Origin of the sequence: Phenylobacterium sp. (genome assembly GCF_031360265.1) — a bacterium.
In the GTDB taxonomy this organism is placed as follows: Bacteria; Pseudomonadota; Alphaproteobacteria; order Caulobacterales; family Caulobacteraceae; genus Phenylobacterium.
In genome coordinates, this window is record NZ_JANMBF010000093.1 from 1 (window position 1) to 16,055 (window position 16,055).

At 67.7% G+C, this 16,055-nt stretch carries 19 protein-coding genes and 1 tRNA gene; 10 read left to right on the forward strand and 10 right to left on the reverse strand.

Going from position 1 to position 16,055, the window contains the following annotated elements:
* The 4 genes from RMN86_RS08055 to RMN86_RS08070 form a co-directional block, all read left to right on the forward strand.
* Positions 1–260, forward strand: a 260-nt coding sequence (locus tag RMN86_RS08055) for a transposase (RefSeq protein ID WP_309605316.1), incomplete at its 5' end; no start/stop codon positions are given.
* Between the two features lie 194 nt (positions 261–454).
* On the forward strand, positions 455–1,090 hold the full coding sequence (locus RMN86_RS08060; RefSeq protein ID WP_309605317.1) for a hypothetical protein: 636 nt from the start codon (positions 455–457) through the stop codon (positions 1,088–1,090).
* Positions 1,091–1,435: 345 nt separating this feature from the next.
* Positions 1,436–2,671, forward strand: coding sequence for a hypothetical protein (locus RMN86_RS08065; protein ID WP_309605318.1), 1,236 nt, complete (start codon positions 1,436–1,438; stop codon positions 2,669–2,671).
* Complete coding sequence (locus RMN86_RS08070) at positions 2,668–3,246, forward strand: hypothetical protein (RefSeq protein WP_309605319.1); 579 nt, start codon at positions 2,668–2,670, stop codon at positions 3,244–3,246. Before RMN86_RS08065 ends, RMN86_RS08070 begins: the two co-directional genes overlap by 4 nt.
* Positions 3,247–3,411: 165 nt before the next feature.
* Here RMN86_RS08070 and RMN86_RS08075 read toward each other — a convergent pair whose 3' ends face one another.
* The 3 genes from RMN86_RS08075 to RMN86_RS08085 all read right to left on the reverse strand — a co-directional run bounded on the left by RMN86_RS08075 (position 3,412) and on the right by RMN86_RS08085 (position 6,317).
* Positions 3,412–3,984 (reverse strand): DUF2497 domain-containing protein, encoded by a 573-nt coding sequence (locus tag RMN86_RS08075; protein ID WP_309605320.1) that lies wholly within the window; start codon positions 3,982–3,984, stop codon positions 3,412–3,414.
* A gap of 106 nt (positions 3,985–4,090) precedes the next feature.
* A complete protein-coding gene (locus RMN86_RS08080; protein ID WP_309605321.1) occupies positions 4,091–5,611 on the reverse strand; it encodes a TolC family outer membrane protein in 1,521 nt (506 codons plus the stop codon).
* A 130-nt stretch (positions 5,612–5,741) separates the two neighbouring features.
* Positions 5,742–6,317 (reverse strand): protein-L-isoaspartate O-methyltransferase, encoded by a 576-nt coding sequence (locus RMN86_RS08085; RefSeq protein WP_309605322.1) that lies wholly within the window; start codon positions 6,315–6,317, stop codon positions 5,742–5,744.
* A gap of 150 nt (positions 6,318–6,467) precedes the next feature.
* Here RMN86_RS08085 and RMN86_RS08090 point away from each other — a divergent pair.
* From RMN86_RS08090 to RMN86_RS08105, 4 genes are all read left to right on the forward strand, one after another.
* Positions 6,468–6,541: transfer RNA gene (locus tag RMN86_RS08090), tRNA-Cys, on the forward strand.
* 95 nt (positions 6,542–6,636) lie between these two features.
* Positions 6,637–8,169 (forward strand): PAS domain S-box protein, encoded by a 1,533-nt coding sequence (locus RMN86_RS08095; protein ID WP_309605323.1) that lies wholly within the window; start codon positions 6,637–6,639, stop codon positions 8,167–8,169.
* Positions 8,153–8,746 carry a response regulator FixJ gene (gene fixJ / locus RMN86_RS08100; RefSeq protein WP_309605324.1) on the forward strand — a complete coding sequence of 198 codons (594 nt, stop codon included), beginning with the start codon at positions 8,153–8,155 and terminating at the stop codon, positions 8,744–8,746. The genes RMN86_RS08095 and fixJ overlap by 17 nt, the downstream gene beginning before the upstream one ends.
* Before the next feature lie 147 nt (positions 8,747–8,893).
* Complete coding sequence (locus RMN86_RS08105) at positions 8,894–9,673, forward strand: ATP-binding protein (RefSeq protein ID WP_309605325.1); 780 nt, start codon at positions 8,894–8,896, stop codon at positions 9,671–9,673.
* 473 nt (positions 9,674–10,146) lie between these two features.
* Here the strand turns inward: RMN86_RS08105 and RMN86_RS08110 are convergent, their stop codons facing one another.
* From RMN86_RS08110 to RMN86_RS08125, 4 genes are all read right to left on the reverse strand, one after another.
* Complete coding sequence (locus RMN86_RS08110; RefSeq protein WP_309605326.1) at positions 10,147–10,848, reverse strand: response regulator transcription factor; 702 nt, start codon at positions 10,846–10,848, stop codon at positions 10,147–10,149.
* Positions 10,848–11,294: a response regulator gene (locus tag RMN86_RS08115; RefSeq protein WP_309605327.1), complete on the reverse strand. Its 447-nt coding sequence runs from the start codon at positions 11,292–11,294 to the stop codon at positions 10,848–10,850. The genes RMN86_RS08110 and RMN86_RS08115 overlap by 1 nt, the downstream gene beginning before the upstream one ends.
* Positions 11,295–11,425: 131 nt before the next feature.
* On the reverse strand, positions 11,426–11,590 hold the full coding sequence (locus RMN86_RS08120; RefSeq protein WP_309605328.1) for a hypothetical protein: 165 nt from the start codon (positions 11,588–11,590) through the stop codon (positions 11,426–11,428).
* 29 nt (positions 11,591–11,619) lie between these two features.
* On the reverse strand, positions 11,620–12,615 hold the full coding sequence (locus tag RMN86_RS08125) for a WYL domain-containing protein (protein ID WP_309605329.1): 996 nt from the start codon (positions 12,613–12,615) through the stop codon (positions 11,620–11,622).
* A 75-nt stretch (positions 12,616–12,690) separates the two neighbouring features.
* Between RMN86_RS08125 and RMN86_RS08130 the strand changes: the two genes are divergently transcribed.
* Positions 12,691–12,978: a hypothetical protein gene (locus RMN86_RS08130; RefSeq protein ID WP_309605330.1), complete on the forward strand. Its 288-nt coding sequence runs from the start codon at positions 12,691–12,693 to the stop codon at positions 12,976–12,978.
* On the opposite strand, the gene RMN86_RS08135 is transcribed toward RMN86_RS08130, so the two are convergent.
* Genes RMN86_RS08135 through RMN86_RS08145 form a run of 3 tightly spaced genes read right to left on the reverse strand, consistent with a single transcriptional unit; the run spans position 12,953 to position 15,215 of the window.
* Complete coding sequence (locus RMN86_RS08135) at positions 12,953–13,840, reverse strand: EamA family transporter (protein ID WP_309605331.1); 888 nt, start codon at positions 13,838–13,840, stop codon at positions 12,953–12,955. The genes RMN86_RS08130 and RMN86_RS08135 overlap by 26 nt on opposite strands.
* An 11-nt stretch (positions 13,841–13,851) precedes the next feature.
* Positions 13,852–14,223, reverse strand: coding sequence for a DUF6285 domain-containing protein (locus RMN86_RS08140; RefSeq protein WP_309605332.1), 372 nt, complete (start codon positions 14,221–14,223; stop codon positions 13,852–13,854).
* On the reverse strand, positions 14,220–15,215 hold the full coding sequence (locus tag RMN86_RS08145) for a phosphotransferase family protein (protein WP_309605333.1): 996 nt from the start codon (positions 15,213–15,215) through the stop codon (positions 14,220–14,222). Before RMN86_RS08145 ends, RMN86_RS08140 begins: the two co-directional genes overlap by 4 nt.
* Positions 15,216–15,330: 115 nt before the next feature.
* Here RMN86_RS08145 and RMN86_RS08150 point away from each other — a divergent pair.
* Positions 15,331–16,055, forward strand: a 725-nt coding sequence (locus RMN86_RS08150) for an acyl-CoA dehydrogenase family protein (protein WP_309605334.1), incomplete at its 3' end; no start/stop codon positions are given.

Consider the following 16,055-nt stretch of genomic DNA (forward strand, 5'->3'; position numbering starts at 1 on the left):
ACGAATACGTGCGCGGCGACGCCTACACGAACACCGTCGAAAGCTACTTTGCGATCCTCAAGCGCGGAATTGTCGGGACCTTCCACCATGTCTCAGCACAGCACTTGAAGCGTTACGTTGGCGAGTTTGACTTTCGCTACAACGAACGCTCCGCGCTTGGCGTCACCGACATCATGCGCTTCGACCGCGCAGTCGGGGGTATCGTGGGCAAGCGCCTCACCTATCAAAGGTCTGGTGGGCTCGCATCGGGTGCGGCGTAAGCGCGGGCGCCAAGGCCCATCGCCAGATTAGCTAGACCGTTCGCGGCGCTTGGCCTTAGCTGGTAGCGAGGGCGGCGGACGCTTTGCATGATCCACCGCGCCCTCAAACCGCTCCCAGGCATCTGGGTCCGGCTGGAATGGCTTGGGTTCGGGGGGCTTAGGCACACCCCGCTTTTACCACAGGACGCACTCATATGCCCACGGCCGACGACAACGCGGCGATGGAAACTTACAAGTCAATAATCGAAGAAGCACTTCTTCGGGTTCACAGCATAGATGCAATGCTGAGAAAGTCTCCCGGCCTTCGCCCAACGTTCATCAGAGAATATTGCTTCTTACAGCTTCGTCTACTTTGCGAATTGATCGCCCTTGGCTGCTTAGTCTGCCACGGGGACATTCCTGCGTCCAAGACGAAGGCCTTCCAAAAAGCATGGGTTCCCGGTGAGATTCTCAAAAAGCTTCAGGATCTTCATCCGGACTTCTATCCCGTCCCGTTCGTCATGGAGGATACCCCCTCCGGGCATCACCTCGGGGATTATAAGGATGAATATCTGACCAAAGATGACCTTCTAGCTCTTTGGTCTCGAAGTGGCGATATCCTACACAGAGGAAACCTTCGAAAGCTGCTAAAAGTAAAAATGTTAGAGACACTTAGAAGTGACGATATTATCAAGTGGAACCAGAAAATTCTTAACCTACTTCAGCATCACCGAGTTTCAAGGTCGGGAAATAATTTTCATTTCCTAGTAAATGTGAACCATCCTGTTCTAACACCTGACACCGCTATGTTTACGGTACAGGTCGCGATTGCGGAATCTCCGAAGAAGTAGTCTCAATAATCTTTAGTGTCGGCTCCGATCCAACCGAACTTGCCACAGTAACGGTCTCGCCCACATTAAAGCGGATCGGTGGCGAACTCGAAAACTTCAGTACCGGCCTGTCACGCTTGCTCATTCTACATCTTGTCCTTGCTACGTCAAAGGGATAATCCCCCGTCGCCATTGGATTCTGCCAAGCTGGCATCGCGTCGATCACTGTCTCGCGCCACCCGTCGCTGAGCGGACGAGGCGTCGCAGCAAGGCCACGCAACTCCAACGACTGAGCCCGCGGCGGTTCGCCCGCCGCGACCATCCGCCTGCCCGGCGGAAGCCCCATCGACATGAGGAGGAGCGTGCGTGCCTGAGAGTTGGATCGACCCCGGAAGCCTGGAAGGTGACGCGCTTACGCGGTGGTATCTGAGATCTCCCGCGTATGTGGAACGGGAGCGCCAGGAAGCGGCATCGCGTCGCTATCAGGACTTCTTCTACGGCGCGGCCGGCGATGACCCTGACCCGCGGTTCGGTCGCGACGTCTCCGCATCAGGGCAAGTCATCGATCCTGGTTTCGCGATGCCTGCGCCCTCCGGAGAGATCGGCCCCGGCTTCGCGATACCGCCGGCCTCCCGCGGCACCGATCCTGGGTTCAATTGGGTCGCCGATGGTCCGAACCGCTTTCGAAGCGTCAGAATAGCGACCGAAGCCCAGCCCACCGATCCATCATCGCTTCGCTCTACGTCGTATGGCGCTCCCTCCCCCGCCGGCCAGAGCGATCCCGCCGGACAATATCCAGATGGCGGCGCCGCGAACCTCACCGCTTCCGAATTCGACCTGACACCCCACTCAGTCGTGCAACCGGTCGGAGAGCTGAGGGGGGCGCCCGCCACGGCGTTTGCGCCGACGCCATCAACGGCCGCCCGCTCAGCGCCGCGGGCACCCCCCTATGGCCGCGTCTGGCCCCAGCCCACACCGACGCGGGCTCCGGCGACCAACCCAGGCCAAGCACCGACGCTACCACCTCAGCCCAAGACCGGTCAGACGATCGCCTACGGCGCATTGCGCGCGCCTGCTCTGTCGGACCAAGAGCTTGCGGACCTTCGAAGGCAGCAAGCTGCCTTCGCAGATACGACTCGCAAGATCGATCTGCAGAACAGCTGGTTCGCCGTGCCGGCGTTGGCGCCTGCGCTTGTGGCTATGGGCCTTGGCGCGGCGGGGGAGTGGGCAACCGGCGAGATCGCGCCGGAGGCAGGACAAGCCGTCGCCAACTTCGTCGAACGCGATCCCTACCTTCGCGTCGGCGACAATTGGGCGACCCGCGCAGGGCGGCGAGGCCACGCCGCGCTGAAAGAACGGTTGGCGCAAAAGCCGGGTTGGGAGTACGAGCCGAAACTCCCGCGAGAGGGTCAGCGACCGCTGAAGCCGGATATGGGGACGCCCAAGCGCGATCCGCAGCTTCCGAACAAGAGAATGTATGGCGAGCTGAAACCCGACTCCCCAAGCGGCAGGGCGGCGGGCGCGCGGGCACTCAAGAAATATCAGGCGGTGACAAACGACCCTGTTCGGCTGCTCTTCTACAATTTGAAGGACTTCATATGACCCGGAAGTCCTATGTCTCCGCCGTCGACAGTGTGCTGAAACCAATGGGCTTCACTCGCGAAGGCAAGGAGTGGTCCCGCCGAATAGGGACTGTGGATGAACATGTAGATCTGCAAGTGAGCTCGATTGCGGGCACAACTGCCAACCTCTGGTCGTACGACACGGCGACGAGCGATCTGCTGAAAAAAGCGATCCCATGGAAGTCAGATGTCGGCATGGTCTTGTCAGCCTGGCGGATCGGCACCTTGATGACCGGCTATGATCGCTGGTGGAAGAATGACCCAAATGGTCCCGCCGAGCTTGCCGAGGCGCTGGGGATTCACATACCCCCCTTCTTCGAAGCGCGTCGCAGTTTGGAAGATCAGGCGCGGTTCTTTGGGCGAGCTGAACCCCGGTGGAAGCCTGGCGGCGCGACAACCCGCATCTATCTCGCCCTGACCCTCTACCGCATGGGTGAGTTGGAGGAGGCGTGCGCGGTATTGCAGAACCCGCCGAAGACCACGCCGGCGTCCTGGTTGGCTCAGGCGGAAAGCGTACGGAAGTGGCTCGGATGTCCGACTGGGCCGTCGGAGTGACGCACTGTGATAGTCACCGCGACCACGAGGCGCGCCGGCCGGTGGTGGTTGCGCCTCTAGCTGACCATCCACACTTCGTGGGCCCGACCGGCTTGCCGCCGAAAACCGCTCATTTTGGTGGTGAGCGCTCCCCTGGGTCCCCGCTTTCGCGGGGATGAGCGGTGTCTAGCGGACCCGGCCGCGGGCGATGCGGTCGACCTCGGCTTCGACGGTCTGCTGGACGATACCGGGCAGGTGCGCGTCCAGCCACTGCTGCAGCAGGGGGCGCAGCAGTTCGCGAACCACGTCTTCCAGCGTGCGCTCGCCCTTGGGCATGGTCACCGCCGCCGACAGCGCGCCGAACGCGGAGGCCGCGGCCGAGGCGATGTGGTCGCTGACCAGGCTTTCGACCTTCGGCGCCGGCGCCGGTTCGGACGCGAAGACATCGAGATCGCCGTGGGTCTCCACCTTTTCGGTCAACTCCAGCGCCTCCTCTTCGATCGGCTGCGGGGCCGCCACGACGGGCGCGGCGGCGGCAATGTGTTCGGGCTCAACCGGCGCCGGCTCGGGCGCCGATTCCGGCGCGGCGTCGGCGACAGGCTCGACATGGGGCGCGGGTTCGGGTGCGGCTTCGGCGACCGCGGGCGGCTCGGCCGGCGCGGCGTCGGCCTCCGCAGGCGTGTCGTCCTCTGAAATGATGCGCCGGATGGAGGCGAGAATCTCCTCCATCGTCGGTTCCTGGGAAGTCTGTTCGGACATGGGTCCCGCCGCCGAGCAATGAATCGATAGGTCGTGTCGCCAGCAGCCTAGACCATTTTCAGCCGATGGGGAGACCGCTTCGCAAAGGTTGTGCGCCGGATCGGCGCTACTTCCGGGGTGACGCCGGCGTCACCGTGGGCGGCGGCTGCAGGCCGGGACCGATCGCCGCCTCGCCCGGCTTGTCCATCGGCCGGGGAATCGGCGGCGCCGACAGAACGCGATCGATGACGGAAATCGGCTCCTCCCACGGCGTCCAGCCCCAGCTGAGCCGCAGCCGGCGGAAGTTGGACTTCGAATCGTACTGGGCCAGGGTGGGCACGAGGTTGCGGGCTTCCAGCCGGCCCATGGCCGAGAGCACCGTGGCGGCCGACAGATATTCGTCGTGCCGCGCCGCGGAGGCCGAAAGCTCGTTGTTGCGCAGTTCCTGTTCGGCGTTCAGCACGTCGAGCGTTGTGCGCAGGCCGACCTGCTGCTCCTGTCTTGTGCCCTCGGCGGCGATCTGGGCGGCGCGCACAGCCTCGCCGGTCGAATCGATGTTGGCGCGCGAAGCGACCAGCTGGTTCCAGGCCTGGGTCACACTCTGCAGCACCGCGCGGCGCTGGGCCTCGATGGTGATGCGATCGACATTGTTGCGCTCCACCGACTGGCGGATCCGCGAGCTCGTGAGCCCGCCGGCGAACAGCGGCACGGTCAGCGTGGCCGCGCCGGTCACGTTGCGCGACCAGCGATCTATATAGGCTGGCGACACCACGCCGGAAAATCCCAGTGTCGCCCGCAGCGAAAGGCTGGGCAGGCGTTCCGCCCGCGCGGCGGACACCCGGGCGCGACTGGCCTGCTCGGCGTACTCCTGCGCCCGCAGCAGGGGATTGAACTTCTCGGCGACGGCGAAGGCATCGTCGGCATTGCCCGGCAGGAGAAAATCCAGCGACGGGACGTCGGCCAGTTCGCCGGGGTTCTGCCCCACCACGGCGGCGTAGTTGGCGCGGCTGATCGCGAACTGAGCCATCGCGCTTTGCAGCAGGGCCTGAGCCGCCGCCAGACGCGACTGCGACTGGGCGACGTCGGTGCGGGTGATCTCGCCCACGTCGAAGCGGGCTTTCGATTCCTCGAGCTGTTTCTGCAGCACCGCGACGTTTCGCTGGCGGATGCGCACGCCGTCCTGGTCGCGGCGGACATCCACATAGGCCTGGACCACATTGAGGATCACCTGGGCTTCCACCCGACGCAGCGACTCGCGACCCGACAGGATGTCCGCCTCGGCGGCGGAGACCGCCGCGGCCGTCCGGCCGCCCGTCCAGATCGGCTGGGTGAGATTGAGCGCGGCGTTTCCGGTGTTCGATTTCAGGCTGCTGTTGAACAGGGTTCGGGCCGCGCGAGGCACCGCGTTGTCCGAATAGGTGGTGGAGTCCGAAAGGCTGACCTGCGGCCGCCAGCCGGAGCGGGCCTGCACATAGGTCTCGTCCAGCGCGCGCTGGCCGGCCCGCTGCGCCTGCAAGGTGGGGTTGGTCTCGTAGGCCAGCGCGATGGCGTCAGCCAGGGTCTCGGCGCCGGCCGGGGCCGCGAAGGCGCCGGCCAGGCCCGTGGTGAAGATCGCGGCCAGCAAAGGTCCGCGAAGGTTCTTCGACATTCCATATCCCCGAACTAGGCGAGCGACTCTAACTATGACGACGCGGTTCATGCCCACCAGTGGCCCGAAGCGCCAGCCCCCGTCACCTTAAGCTTTTTTCACGCCGGCGTTGCCCCAGCGTTGCAGACCTCTACTCCAAGGCGAAACCATGTTGCGCGGCGAAACCCGCCAGCACCGGCGGCGTGGCGTCGAACACATCGCGACGGCCCACGCCGTCCTGCGCCCGCAGATAGACGCAGGCCTTGCCCACCGGGCCGTCCCGCTCGACCACCGCCAGCCGACCCTGCGGGGCCAGCGCGGCCAGCCAGGCCGGCGGCGCGCGCCCGACGGCCCCCTCGCAGACCACGACGTCATAGGTCGCGCCCGCGGGAAGAGCCGACAGGTCGTCGCCGTCCAGGCGGGTCACCGCAAGGCCCATGTGGGTCATCACCGCCGCCGCATAGGGCGCGGCGATCGCCAGGGCGCGCTCGCCGGGCATGGGGCGCACCGCCTGCAGCAGCTTGGCCACGTCGCGCGGCTTCATCAGCGCGCGGCCGGGGCCATAGGCCGCCTCGATGTCGGCATAGGCCAGATAGGCCTTCCCCGCGGGCAGGAAATCCTCGCGGGCCAGGGCGCGCATGGCGTCGTGAATACGCACGTCGGTGACATCGGCGGGCCGCACCTGGCTTTCCACCATGTTCAGCCGGGCGGCGGCGAAATCGGCCATGCGGAGGTCCTTGGGCGGGCGGGGAGTCGTCTGGGAAGTCGTCGGGGGCTTATAGGTCCCGCCCCCCCGCCAAGGCAATCGCGGCGGTGGTGGCTGTGGCTCGCGTGTTGCCCACGGCGCGGCCTTCTGATAGCACCGCGCGCTCTAGACGGCCTGATGGCGGAGTGGTTACGCGCCGGACTGCAAATCCGTTTACCCGGGTTCGATTCCCGGTCAGGCCTCCAACCCCACGCGCCTTTAGGTAATCCTACGGATTGATCCCGCCGCGCAGGGGCGCAGGATGCCGGATGCCCAATGGCCCCGGCGTGATCGTAAGTCGATGATGCGGTCCTGGGACACTGCGGACGCGACCCAGGCCGGCGGCGCGATCTCCATGGGTGACTTCCTGAAAGGACAGGCTCTGGCGCTGGTCGCGGCGCTGACCGCCCTGTCGGCGCACCTGACATTCGGCGGGCTGTTCGGTCACTCGGTCTATCTGTTCTACGCGCCGGCGCTGCTGGTCTGCGCGGCGCTGGGCGGATTGACGTCGGGACTGAGCGTGACGCTGATCCTGGCGTTCGGCGCGTTCACAGCCGACACCGGCGCGCATCTGCCGCCGGCCGAACGCGACGCGCGCCTAGCCTTCTTCCTGCTGCTGGGACTCGCCATAGCCGTCTACGGCGATTGGCTGCGCCGCGCGATGGCCGACCTGCGGCGCCGGCTGGCGGTGCAGGCCGAGCGCGTGGCTATCCTGCGCTCCAGCCTCGAGACGGTGGCGGACGCCACCATCCTGATCGACGATGAGGGCCGGATCCTCAATTTCAGTCCGCCGGCCGAGGCGATGTTCGGCTGGACCGCGGCGACGGCCGTCGGCCGCAGCGTCAACATCCTGATGCCGGCGAACCAGGGCCAGGCGCACGACAGCCATATCGAACGCTACCTCGCCACGGGCGAGCGCCGGGTGATCGGCAGCCAGCGCCAGGTCACCGGCCTGCGCAAGGACGGATCGGAGTTCCCGATGGCGCTGCGGATCGGCGAAGCCCGGATCGGCGATCGGCGGGTGTTCACCGGGGTTGCCCGCGACCTCACCACGATGCAGGACGCGGAGCGCAGGTCCGACGAACTGCACGCCCAGCTGTCACAGATCTGGAGCCTCAACTCGATGGGCGAAATGGCCTCGGTGCTGGCCCACGAACTCAACCAGCCCTTGTCTGCCGTGGCCAACTATCTGCGCGCCGCGCGCACGCTGATCGCCAACCTGGAGCTGGACGACGACGACCTGATCGAAGCCGTATCCCGCGCCGGGGACCAGGCGGTCAGGGCGGGCGAAATCATCCGCACCATGCGCGATCTCGCAACTCGCGGTGGCGCCGAACAGAAACCCGAAAGTCTCTCGGCGATGTTGCGTGAAATCGATTTCATCGTCGGGCTCATGGTCCGCGATGCCGGCGCTCGGGTATTCTACGACCTCTATCGTGGGGTGGATATTGTCATGGCCGACCGAATTCAGATTCAGCAGCTCGCCGTCAACCTGATCCGCAATGCGCTCGACTCGGTCACTAAGTTCCCCGATCGCGAGATCAAAATCACGACCTGCCCGGACGCCGACGGCAACTTTGTCGTCTCGGTCGAGGACAGCGGACCGGGGCTCGACCCCACAATCATGGGGCGCGTCTTTCAGCCGTTGTCCAGCACCAAGCCCTCGGGAATGGGGCTAGGTCTTTCGATTAGTCGCGCTATAGTAGAAAATCATGGCGGACGTATCTGGGTCGAACCCAGCTCACTCGGAGGCGCCGCGTTCCGCTTTGTGCTGATGCGGGCAGGAGAGAATGGCGCCATCAACGGGCGATCGGACCGTGTACGTCGTCGATGACGACGAGGCCGCGCTGGACTCCCTGATCACCCTTCTGAGGTCTGATGGCCTCAACTCCAGCGGGTTCTCGTCCGCGGCGGCCTTTCTCCAGATCCTGACCCCCGCCGACCGCGGTTGCGTGATCAGCGACGTGCGGATGCCCGGCATGGACGGCGTCCAGCTGATTCAGCGGCTGAAGGCGATGAACTCGCGGCTTCCGGTGATCATTGTCACCGGCCACGCCGACGTGACCGTGGCGGTGCAGGCCATGAAGGCCGGCGCGTCCGACTTTATCGAGAAGCCCTACGAGAGCGAGCTGATCCTGCGCCTGGTGCGCGCCTGCCTGGAAGAGAACGATGACGCCGTCGACGCTGACGCCAAGCGCTCGCGGGTGGTGCGCCGCATCGATAGCCTGACCGCCCGCGAACGCCAGGTGCTGGACCTGATCATGCAGGGCGCCAGCAACAAGGCCGTCGCCGCCAGACTCAACATCAGCCCCCGCACGGTGGAGATCTATCGCGCCAATGTGATGAGCAAGATGCGCGCCGACAGCGTGTCGGAACTGGTGCGCATGACCTTGTCCGCCGGCGCCGCATGACCCGCGCCCGGCGCTCCGCGCCCGGGTTGAGGGCAGGGTTTCTACCTAGGTATTGGCGCCGGGATGCACAACCTTCGCGCGCGTGATGTGATTCGCGCACGGCCCGGTTAGCGCCAGGTCGACGATCGAAGCCGGGTTGGGTGCGTAATGATCATCGACAACAGGGCGCCACGCCGCCGTTCCGGCTCACGATCCAAGGCCGCGCGCCTGGAGGCGCTGCAGCTCGAGGCCAGCGCCCTCACCCACGATTTCAACAACCTGCTGGCGGTGGTGATCGGAGCCAACGAACGCCTGGTCGCCGAACTGGACAAGAACAGCGACCAGCATGACCTGGCGCTGGTGGGCCTGCACGCCGCCGAACAGGGCGCGGCCCTGCTGCGCCGCCTGCTCGATATCGCCCAGGACCGGACGCCGCCACGGGAGGCCTGCGATTGCGCCGGCGCGCTGGAGGACCTGGGCCGCATGGCGCGCCTGTCGATGCCCGCCGGCGTGACGCTGAAGGTCTCGGGGCCGGCCGCGCCGCTGCTGTGCGCCGCGGATCGCGCCGGGCTTGAGGGCGCATTGCTCAACCTGTGCCTCAACGCCGGCGAGGCGCGACCCGAAGACGGCCTGGTGTGGTTGAAGGCGCGCGAGGTGTCGGGCGGCGGCGATGTCCATCGGCTCGGTCTGGGTCCGGGGCGCTATGTGGCGTTCTCGATCCGCGACTGCGGCGCCGGATTGTCGCCGGAAGCGCTGGCGCGCGCGATGGAGCCCCTGTTCACCACCAAGCCGCGCGGCACGGGGCTCGGCCGCAGCTCGGTGAAGGCCTTCGCGGACGCCGCGGGCGGCGGCCTGGCGCTGCAGTCGCGCGAGGGCTACGGCGCCACCGCGACGCTCTACGTGCCCGTCGCGTCGGTGTCCGGCACGGGGCGTGCGCACGCCGCGTAGAGCACCGGCCCACCCAGATTGGATCACCTGCGGGGAGGCCATACGCCCATTGCGGCTCTCGGCGAGCCTAGAGCCCTTCCCACTCGGGTTGGATCAACCTGAGTGGAGGAGAAGGGCTCCAGATATAGCGACGACCCTGTTCATTCCCGGCTGACTTGATTCAAGTCAGCCGGGACAGGGTCTGGTGTTCGAGGACCTGGACGCCGCCCCGCGGATGATCGATCGGGGTTGGCGTAGCTCCGGACGCGGTGCGGCGGGGTTCCCGCTCCACCGCGGAGCCTATGGCATTCAGACATCGCGCTGCAGCGGCGTCCTTCTCCCCTTGCGGCGAGAGGTTGGTGTGGGTGTGCAGGCTCGGCGGCGGGCGTTGGCTCACCGGGGTTCAGGGCGACGTCTCCGAGTCGGAGCAGGCACCCCCACACCCAACCCTCTCCCCGCAAGGGGGAGCGGGCTTTTGGCGCCCATAGCTCGCGTCAGGCGGCGATCCCTTCGGGCCGGGCGGGCGCGTCGCGCAGCATATAGCCGCCGCCCCAGACGGTTTCGATCGGGGTGGCGCCGTCGGCGGCCTGGGCGATCTTCTTGCGCAGCTTGCAGATGAACACGTCGATGATCTTCACCTCCGGCTCGCGCAGCCCGTTGTAGAGGTGGTTGAGGCACATCTCCTTGGTGAGCACGGAGTTCTTGCGCAGCGAGAGCAGTTCCAGGACCTTGTACTCACTGGGCGTCAGGCGCACGGGCAAGCCCGCGACCTCGGCGGTGCGTGTGTCCAGGTTCACCGCGATATTGCCGGTGCGGATGATCGAATCGGCGTGGCCGCGCGAGCGGCGCACCACGGCATTGATCCGCGCCACCAGCTCGGCCTTGTGAAACGGCTTGGTGATGTAGTCGTCGGCGCCGGCGCAGAGCGCCTTGACCTTGCTTTCGACCTCAGCGGCGCCGGTGAGCACGATCACCGGGATGCGGATCTTCTTCAGGCGGACAGCCTTCAGCACCTCCAGTCCGGAAATGTCGGGCAGGTCCATATCCAGCAACAGCACATCGTAGTCATACAGGCCGGCCAGTTCGATGGCGTCCTCGCCCAGGTCGGTGGTGTAGAAGTTGTGCCCCTCGGCGCGCAGCTTGAGCTCGATGCTGCGCGACGCGACCTCGTTGTCTTCGACCAAGAGTATGTGCACTACCGGCTCCCCATTTCCATCACGCTGTCGGATTGGTTGCTGATCAGCCGCCTGGACAGGTCGATGAGCTGGGCCATGCGAAAAGGCTTGGCCAACACCTCGTCGGCGCCCAGGTGCCTTGCCCAGGTGAGATAGTCGCCTCGCCCGCCGCGTCCGGCGCCGGAGATGGCGATGACCTTTGGCGGCCGCGGCTTTCGCTTGATCTGCAGGATCGTGCCGATGCCCTCGCTGTCGGGCATGACGATGTCGGTGACCACCAGGTCGAAGGCCTCGGCCTGCAGCAGGGCCAGGGCCTGACGGCCATTGTCCGCGCACCGGGTGACGAACCCGTCGGCGCGGAAGGCCTTGGTCAGCAGATCGAGGAGGATCGGGTCGTCGTCGACGACCAGCACCCGGCCGCCTGCGTGGCTTTCCGGCTCCTCATGTCGCTGTGCGTCGGCGGGCATCACGCGTCCAAATCGACGGGGGTTGACTATGGTTAACGCCATAAATCACGCCGATTCGCGAGCATCACCCTGAGATGAATACCTACGCAATTTCCCGGATAAGTAGAGCTTGGGAACCGGTCGGACCGCCGTCAGGCGCGCTCGCGCCAAATGGCCAGGGCCAGTGCCGGGCGCACCAGGAAGAGGCCGCTCCAGATCAGCAGGACGCCGACGTAGCGCAGGCCCCGGGCTGGCTGACGGCGGCGCGGGCGGATCTCGGTTTCGTAGAGGGTGGCGTAGTCGGCGATGACGCTCATGGCGGTCTCCTCGTGGCGATGAGGAGGGGTTAGGCGCTTGCTACGTCAATTTCGGACGTATGGGCTGCAAGCGCGCGGTCTAGCTCGGCGATCAGGGTGGCCCTGAGGCTCGCCGGGGCCAGCACGCGGACCTTGTCGCCCCAGCTGAACAGGTGCCAGGCGAGCTCCAGCATGCCGCTGGCCCGGAAGCGGACGATCACCGCGCCGTCGGCCTGGCGCTCGACGCTCTGGTTGGCATGGAAGCGCCAGCGCAGGGCGTCCTCGGCGCCGGCCGGGCTCACCCGCAGCACCACGTCCTCGGTATCGTCCTGGAAGATGCCGAAGCTTTCGTCGGCGTAGGCCTGCAGGGAGAAGCCGTCCGGCCGGGCCGCCGGGCGTTCGCTGACGGCGATCTCGCCGATCCGGTCGAGCCGCCAGTTGCGCGGCCCCTGCCCCTCATCGGCGACCAGATAGTTCGACCGGCCGAACAGCACCCCGAACGGCGTCACCTGGCGCACCCGGCCCGGCGTTGTCCCGCCGGCATAGCGGAAGGTCAGCGCGTGCATCGACAGCAGCGCCTGGCGGATCGCGGCCAGCACCGCGGCGTCCTCGAAGGGGCGCGGCCCGGCCTGCACGGCGATGGTCTCGGCCTGCAACAGCGCCTCCAGGTCAGGCGCCAGCCTGCGCCGCGCCGCCGCCCGCGTGGCCGAGAGCACCTTCTGTTCCAGGGACTTCACCGCGCCGGCGCGGGCCGCCGCGCCCTGCTGGGCGAACAGCTCGCCGGCCGCGGCCAGCGCCGCCAGCTCCTCGGCGGTGGGCGCCTGGAAGAGGCCGTCCAGCCCGGCGGGGATGCGAAAACGCCGGGTCGGCGGATCGTCCATCTCCTCCAGTTGCGGGAAGACGTCGCGCACGGCGTCGCGCATCCGCTCAGCGGTGCGCCGCCCGACGCCTAGCCGCTCGGCCATTTCATCGAGGGTCAGACCCTCGGCGGTGGCGGCCAGCATCCGCGCCAGCGCCAGCAGCTGTCCGGCCTTTTCGTGGCGCATGGGGTCCTACGTCCGTTTCTGTCGCACCCAGGGTGCAGAACCGAACCCCAGACATTCCGCAACCGGAGAGTTTCCATGGCTTCGCAATTTTCCCGCCGCCGTTTCGCCCCGCGTCCCGTCGCCCCCGCGCCGCTGCTGGAGCGGCCCGCCCTGCCCGGTTCGGTGGTCGACGCCGTCCTGCGCTTCCATGACGAGGCGCAGGATCAGGGGGCCGGCCGCACCCTGCTGCGGCTGAGCGCCAAGCGCCTGCGCGCTCCGGAAGTGAGGGCCGTGCTGGGCAAGCTCGCCACCCGCGCCGCCAATGTCGCCATCCTGTGGAACGAAGACGAGAGCCAGATCATCCGGGTGCTGGAGGCGGCGTAGTCGCCTGGGCGCCGGACCAGGCCGCGCCGGCCGCCGCGATCATCACCGCGGCGATGCCGCAGACCTGCGTCGGGACCAGCCGCTCGTGCAGCAGCAGGAGCCCGGATGCGGCGCCGAAGGCCGGCTCCAGGCTCATCAGCACCGCGAAGGTGCGCGACGGCATGCGGGCCATGGCATAGAGCTCCAGCGAGAACGGGATGACCGTGGAGAACAGGGCCACGATCGCCGCCAGCGGCAGCAGCGCCGGGTCGAGGATCGCCACCCCCGCGTGGGCGACGCCGACCGGCAGCACGATCGCCGCGGCAATGGTCACCGACAACGGCGCCGCGGCCGGCCCCAGCGCGGTCCCGGCCGCGCGGCCGCAGAGGATATATCCCGCCCAGCCGCAGGCCGCGCCCAGCGCAAAGGCGATTCCCACCGGGTCGAGGCGCGCGCCCGCCACGCCGCGCCCGACCAGGGCCCAGACCCCGACGGCGGCCAGGCCCGCCCAGAGCAGGTCGCGGAGCCGGCGGGAGGCGAGCACGGCCACGCCCAGCGGCCCGAGGAACTGCAGCGCGATGGTCACCCCCTGGGGCAGCCGCGACAGGGCGGCGTAGAACAGCGCCACGGCCGCGGCCACCGAGAGCCCCAGGCCGATCACGGCGGGCCAGGCCGCGCGCGGCGGCCAGGCGCGCCAGGGCCGCGAGATCGCCACCAGCATGGCCGCGCCCAGCGTCAGCCGTAGAGCCGCCGCCCCCTGCGGCCCGACCGCGGGAAACAGCGCCTTGGCGAAGGCGGCGCTGACCTGGAAGGCGACCATGGCGGTGACCACGGCGGCGATCGGCAGCAGGACGCCGGCCAGCCCGGCCGGGCGCGGCGTCAAGGTTGGGATCGTCAAGGCGGGGGCGGAGGCGAGCCCTCCGGCCTGTAGCTCGGCTGGTCGATGGCCAGCTGGTCGCTGGCCATCGTCCGCAGCGCGGCCAGCAGCCCCGGCGTCGCCACCGTCAGCTCGGCCGAGCGGATGCGGGCGCAGAGCTCTTCGGTGAGCTCGGCGTGGGTTCCGGCGCGAGCCAGCACCTGAGCCATCGCCGCCACCGCTGCCGCCTCGGCCGCCGGACCCAGGGTCAGCTCGCGGCCGACGGTGGCCAGGGCATTGGCCGCGACGCGGGCCAGGAAGCCGTTGCGCGGGTCGAGGCCCGGGCGGATCTCGTCGATCCAGGCGGCCACGGCCTGGGCCAGTTCCTCGGTCCTGGGGTGGGTGATCACAGGCCCTGCTCCAGAAGGACCACGAGGTCGGCCTCGGTCTCCGAGACGCGCCGGCCGATCATCGGCCGTTCCACCGAGCGTTCAGTCCCGTTGGCCCAGCTCATATACATGGTCAGGCACATGACCCCCCAGCGCAGCGACCCCAGCATCTGCCAGAAGCGCACGCGCGACAGCTCGACCGGCCGGCCGCCGGCCGCCGCGTAGCCGGCCAGCAGGTCCGCATAGTCGCCAAAGCCGCCCACCGGCCGGTCGGGGCGGCCAAAGCGCCAGGAATTGGTGCAGATCCAGCCCATGTCCTCGGCCGGATCGCCGATGTGCGACAGCTCCCAGTCCAAGACGGCGACCAGCCCCTTGTCGGGGTCGAACATCAGGTTGCCGTTGCGAAAATCCCCGTGCAGCAGGGTCGGCGGCGCGGGCTGCGGCAGGTGCTGGCGCAGGTACTGAAAGGCCAGTTCCAGGATCGGCCGCCCGGCGCCGGTGGCGCGGTAGACCTCCTCGTAGCGGTCGAGTTCGCCGGCGCCATCGACGGTCTTCAGGCCCAGGTCCGCCGGCGGCGGGGTGGCGTGGATCTGCGCCAGCACCGCGCCGCACTGGCGCGCGAGCGTGCCGCGCACGGCGTCGAAGCGGGCGTCGGAGACGATGCGCTTGCCCAGGGTCTCACCGGCGATCCGGCCCATCACATAGGCCTCGCCCAGGCCGTCGGCGTCGTCGCAGATATGCCGCACCGGCGGGACCGGGGCGCCCCGGGCGCCGGTGGCGCGGATCAACGCCGCCTCGGTGGCCAGCCGGATGGAGCGCGCGTTGCCGGGGTCGAAGGGGGCGCCGCGGCGGCGCAGGATCAGGTCTTCGCGCCCACCGGCGGTCTCGATGGCGAAGGCCCAGGTCTCCATGCTGGCCCCGCCCGACAGCCGCCCGGCCTGGGCCAGCCGCGCCCCCTCGCCCCCCAGGCGCAGGGCCAGCCGCGACAGCGCTTCGGAAACATCCAAACTCATGACCCGACGGAACCTCAAACCTGGTCTAGGCTGGCGATCTGGCGAGCGTTCCCGCGGCTTGTAAATGGCTCCGTAGGGTCAGCCCGCCCAAGAAACCTTGCAGAGGACGCGACCGATGGACTTTGACCTGCCTAAGGACCTTGTGGACTATCTTGCCGAGCTTGACGCCTTCATCGAGGCCAAGATCAAGCCCCTGCAGGCGCAGGACGACAACGAGCGGTTCTTCGACCACCGCCGCGAGCACGCCCGCACCGACTGGGACAACCAGGGCCTGCCGCGCAAGGACTGGGAGGAGCTCTTGGCCAAGGCCCGCAAGCTGGCCGACGACGCCGGGCACCTGCGCTACGCCTGGCCGCCGGAGATGGGCGGCAAGGGCGGCACCCAGCTGGCCATGGCGGTGATCCGCGAGCACCTGGCCGCCAAGGGCCTGGGCCTGTTCAACGACCTGCAGACCGAGCATTCGATCGTCGGCAACAACCCCTTCATCCTGATGTTCAAGGAGTTCGCCACCAACGCCCAGTACGAGCGGGACGGCGAGAAGCTCTTGGGCGGCAAGATGCGCACGGGCTTTGGCCTGACCGAGCCCAACCACGGCTCCGACGCCACCTTTATGGAAACCACCGGGACCCGCCAGGACAAGGACGGCCAGCCCGGCTGGCTGATCCAGGGCGAAAAGATGTGGACCACCGGCATGCACGTGGCGACCCATGTGATGGTCTTCGCGCGCACGTCCGGCAAGGACGGGGACGCCGCCGGCATCACCTGCTTCATCGTGCCGGCCGACACCCCCGGCGTGAAGGTCGAGGAATATATGTGGACCTTCAACATGCCGACCGACCA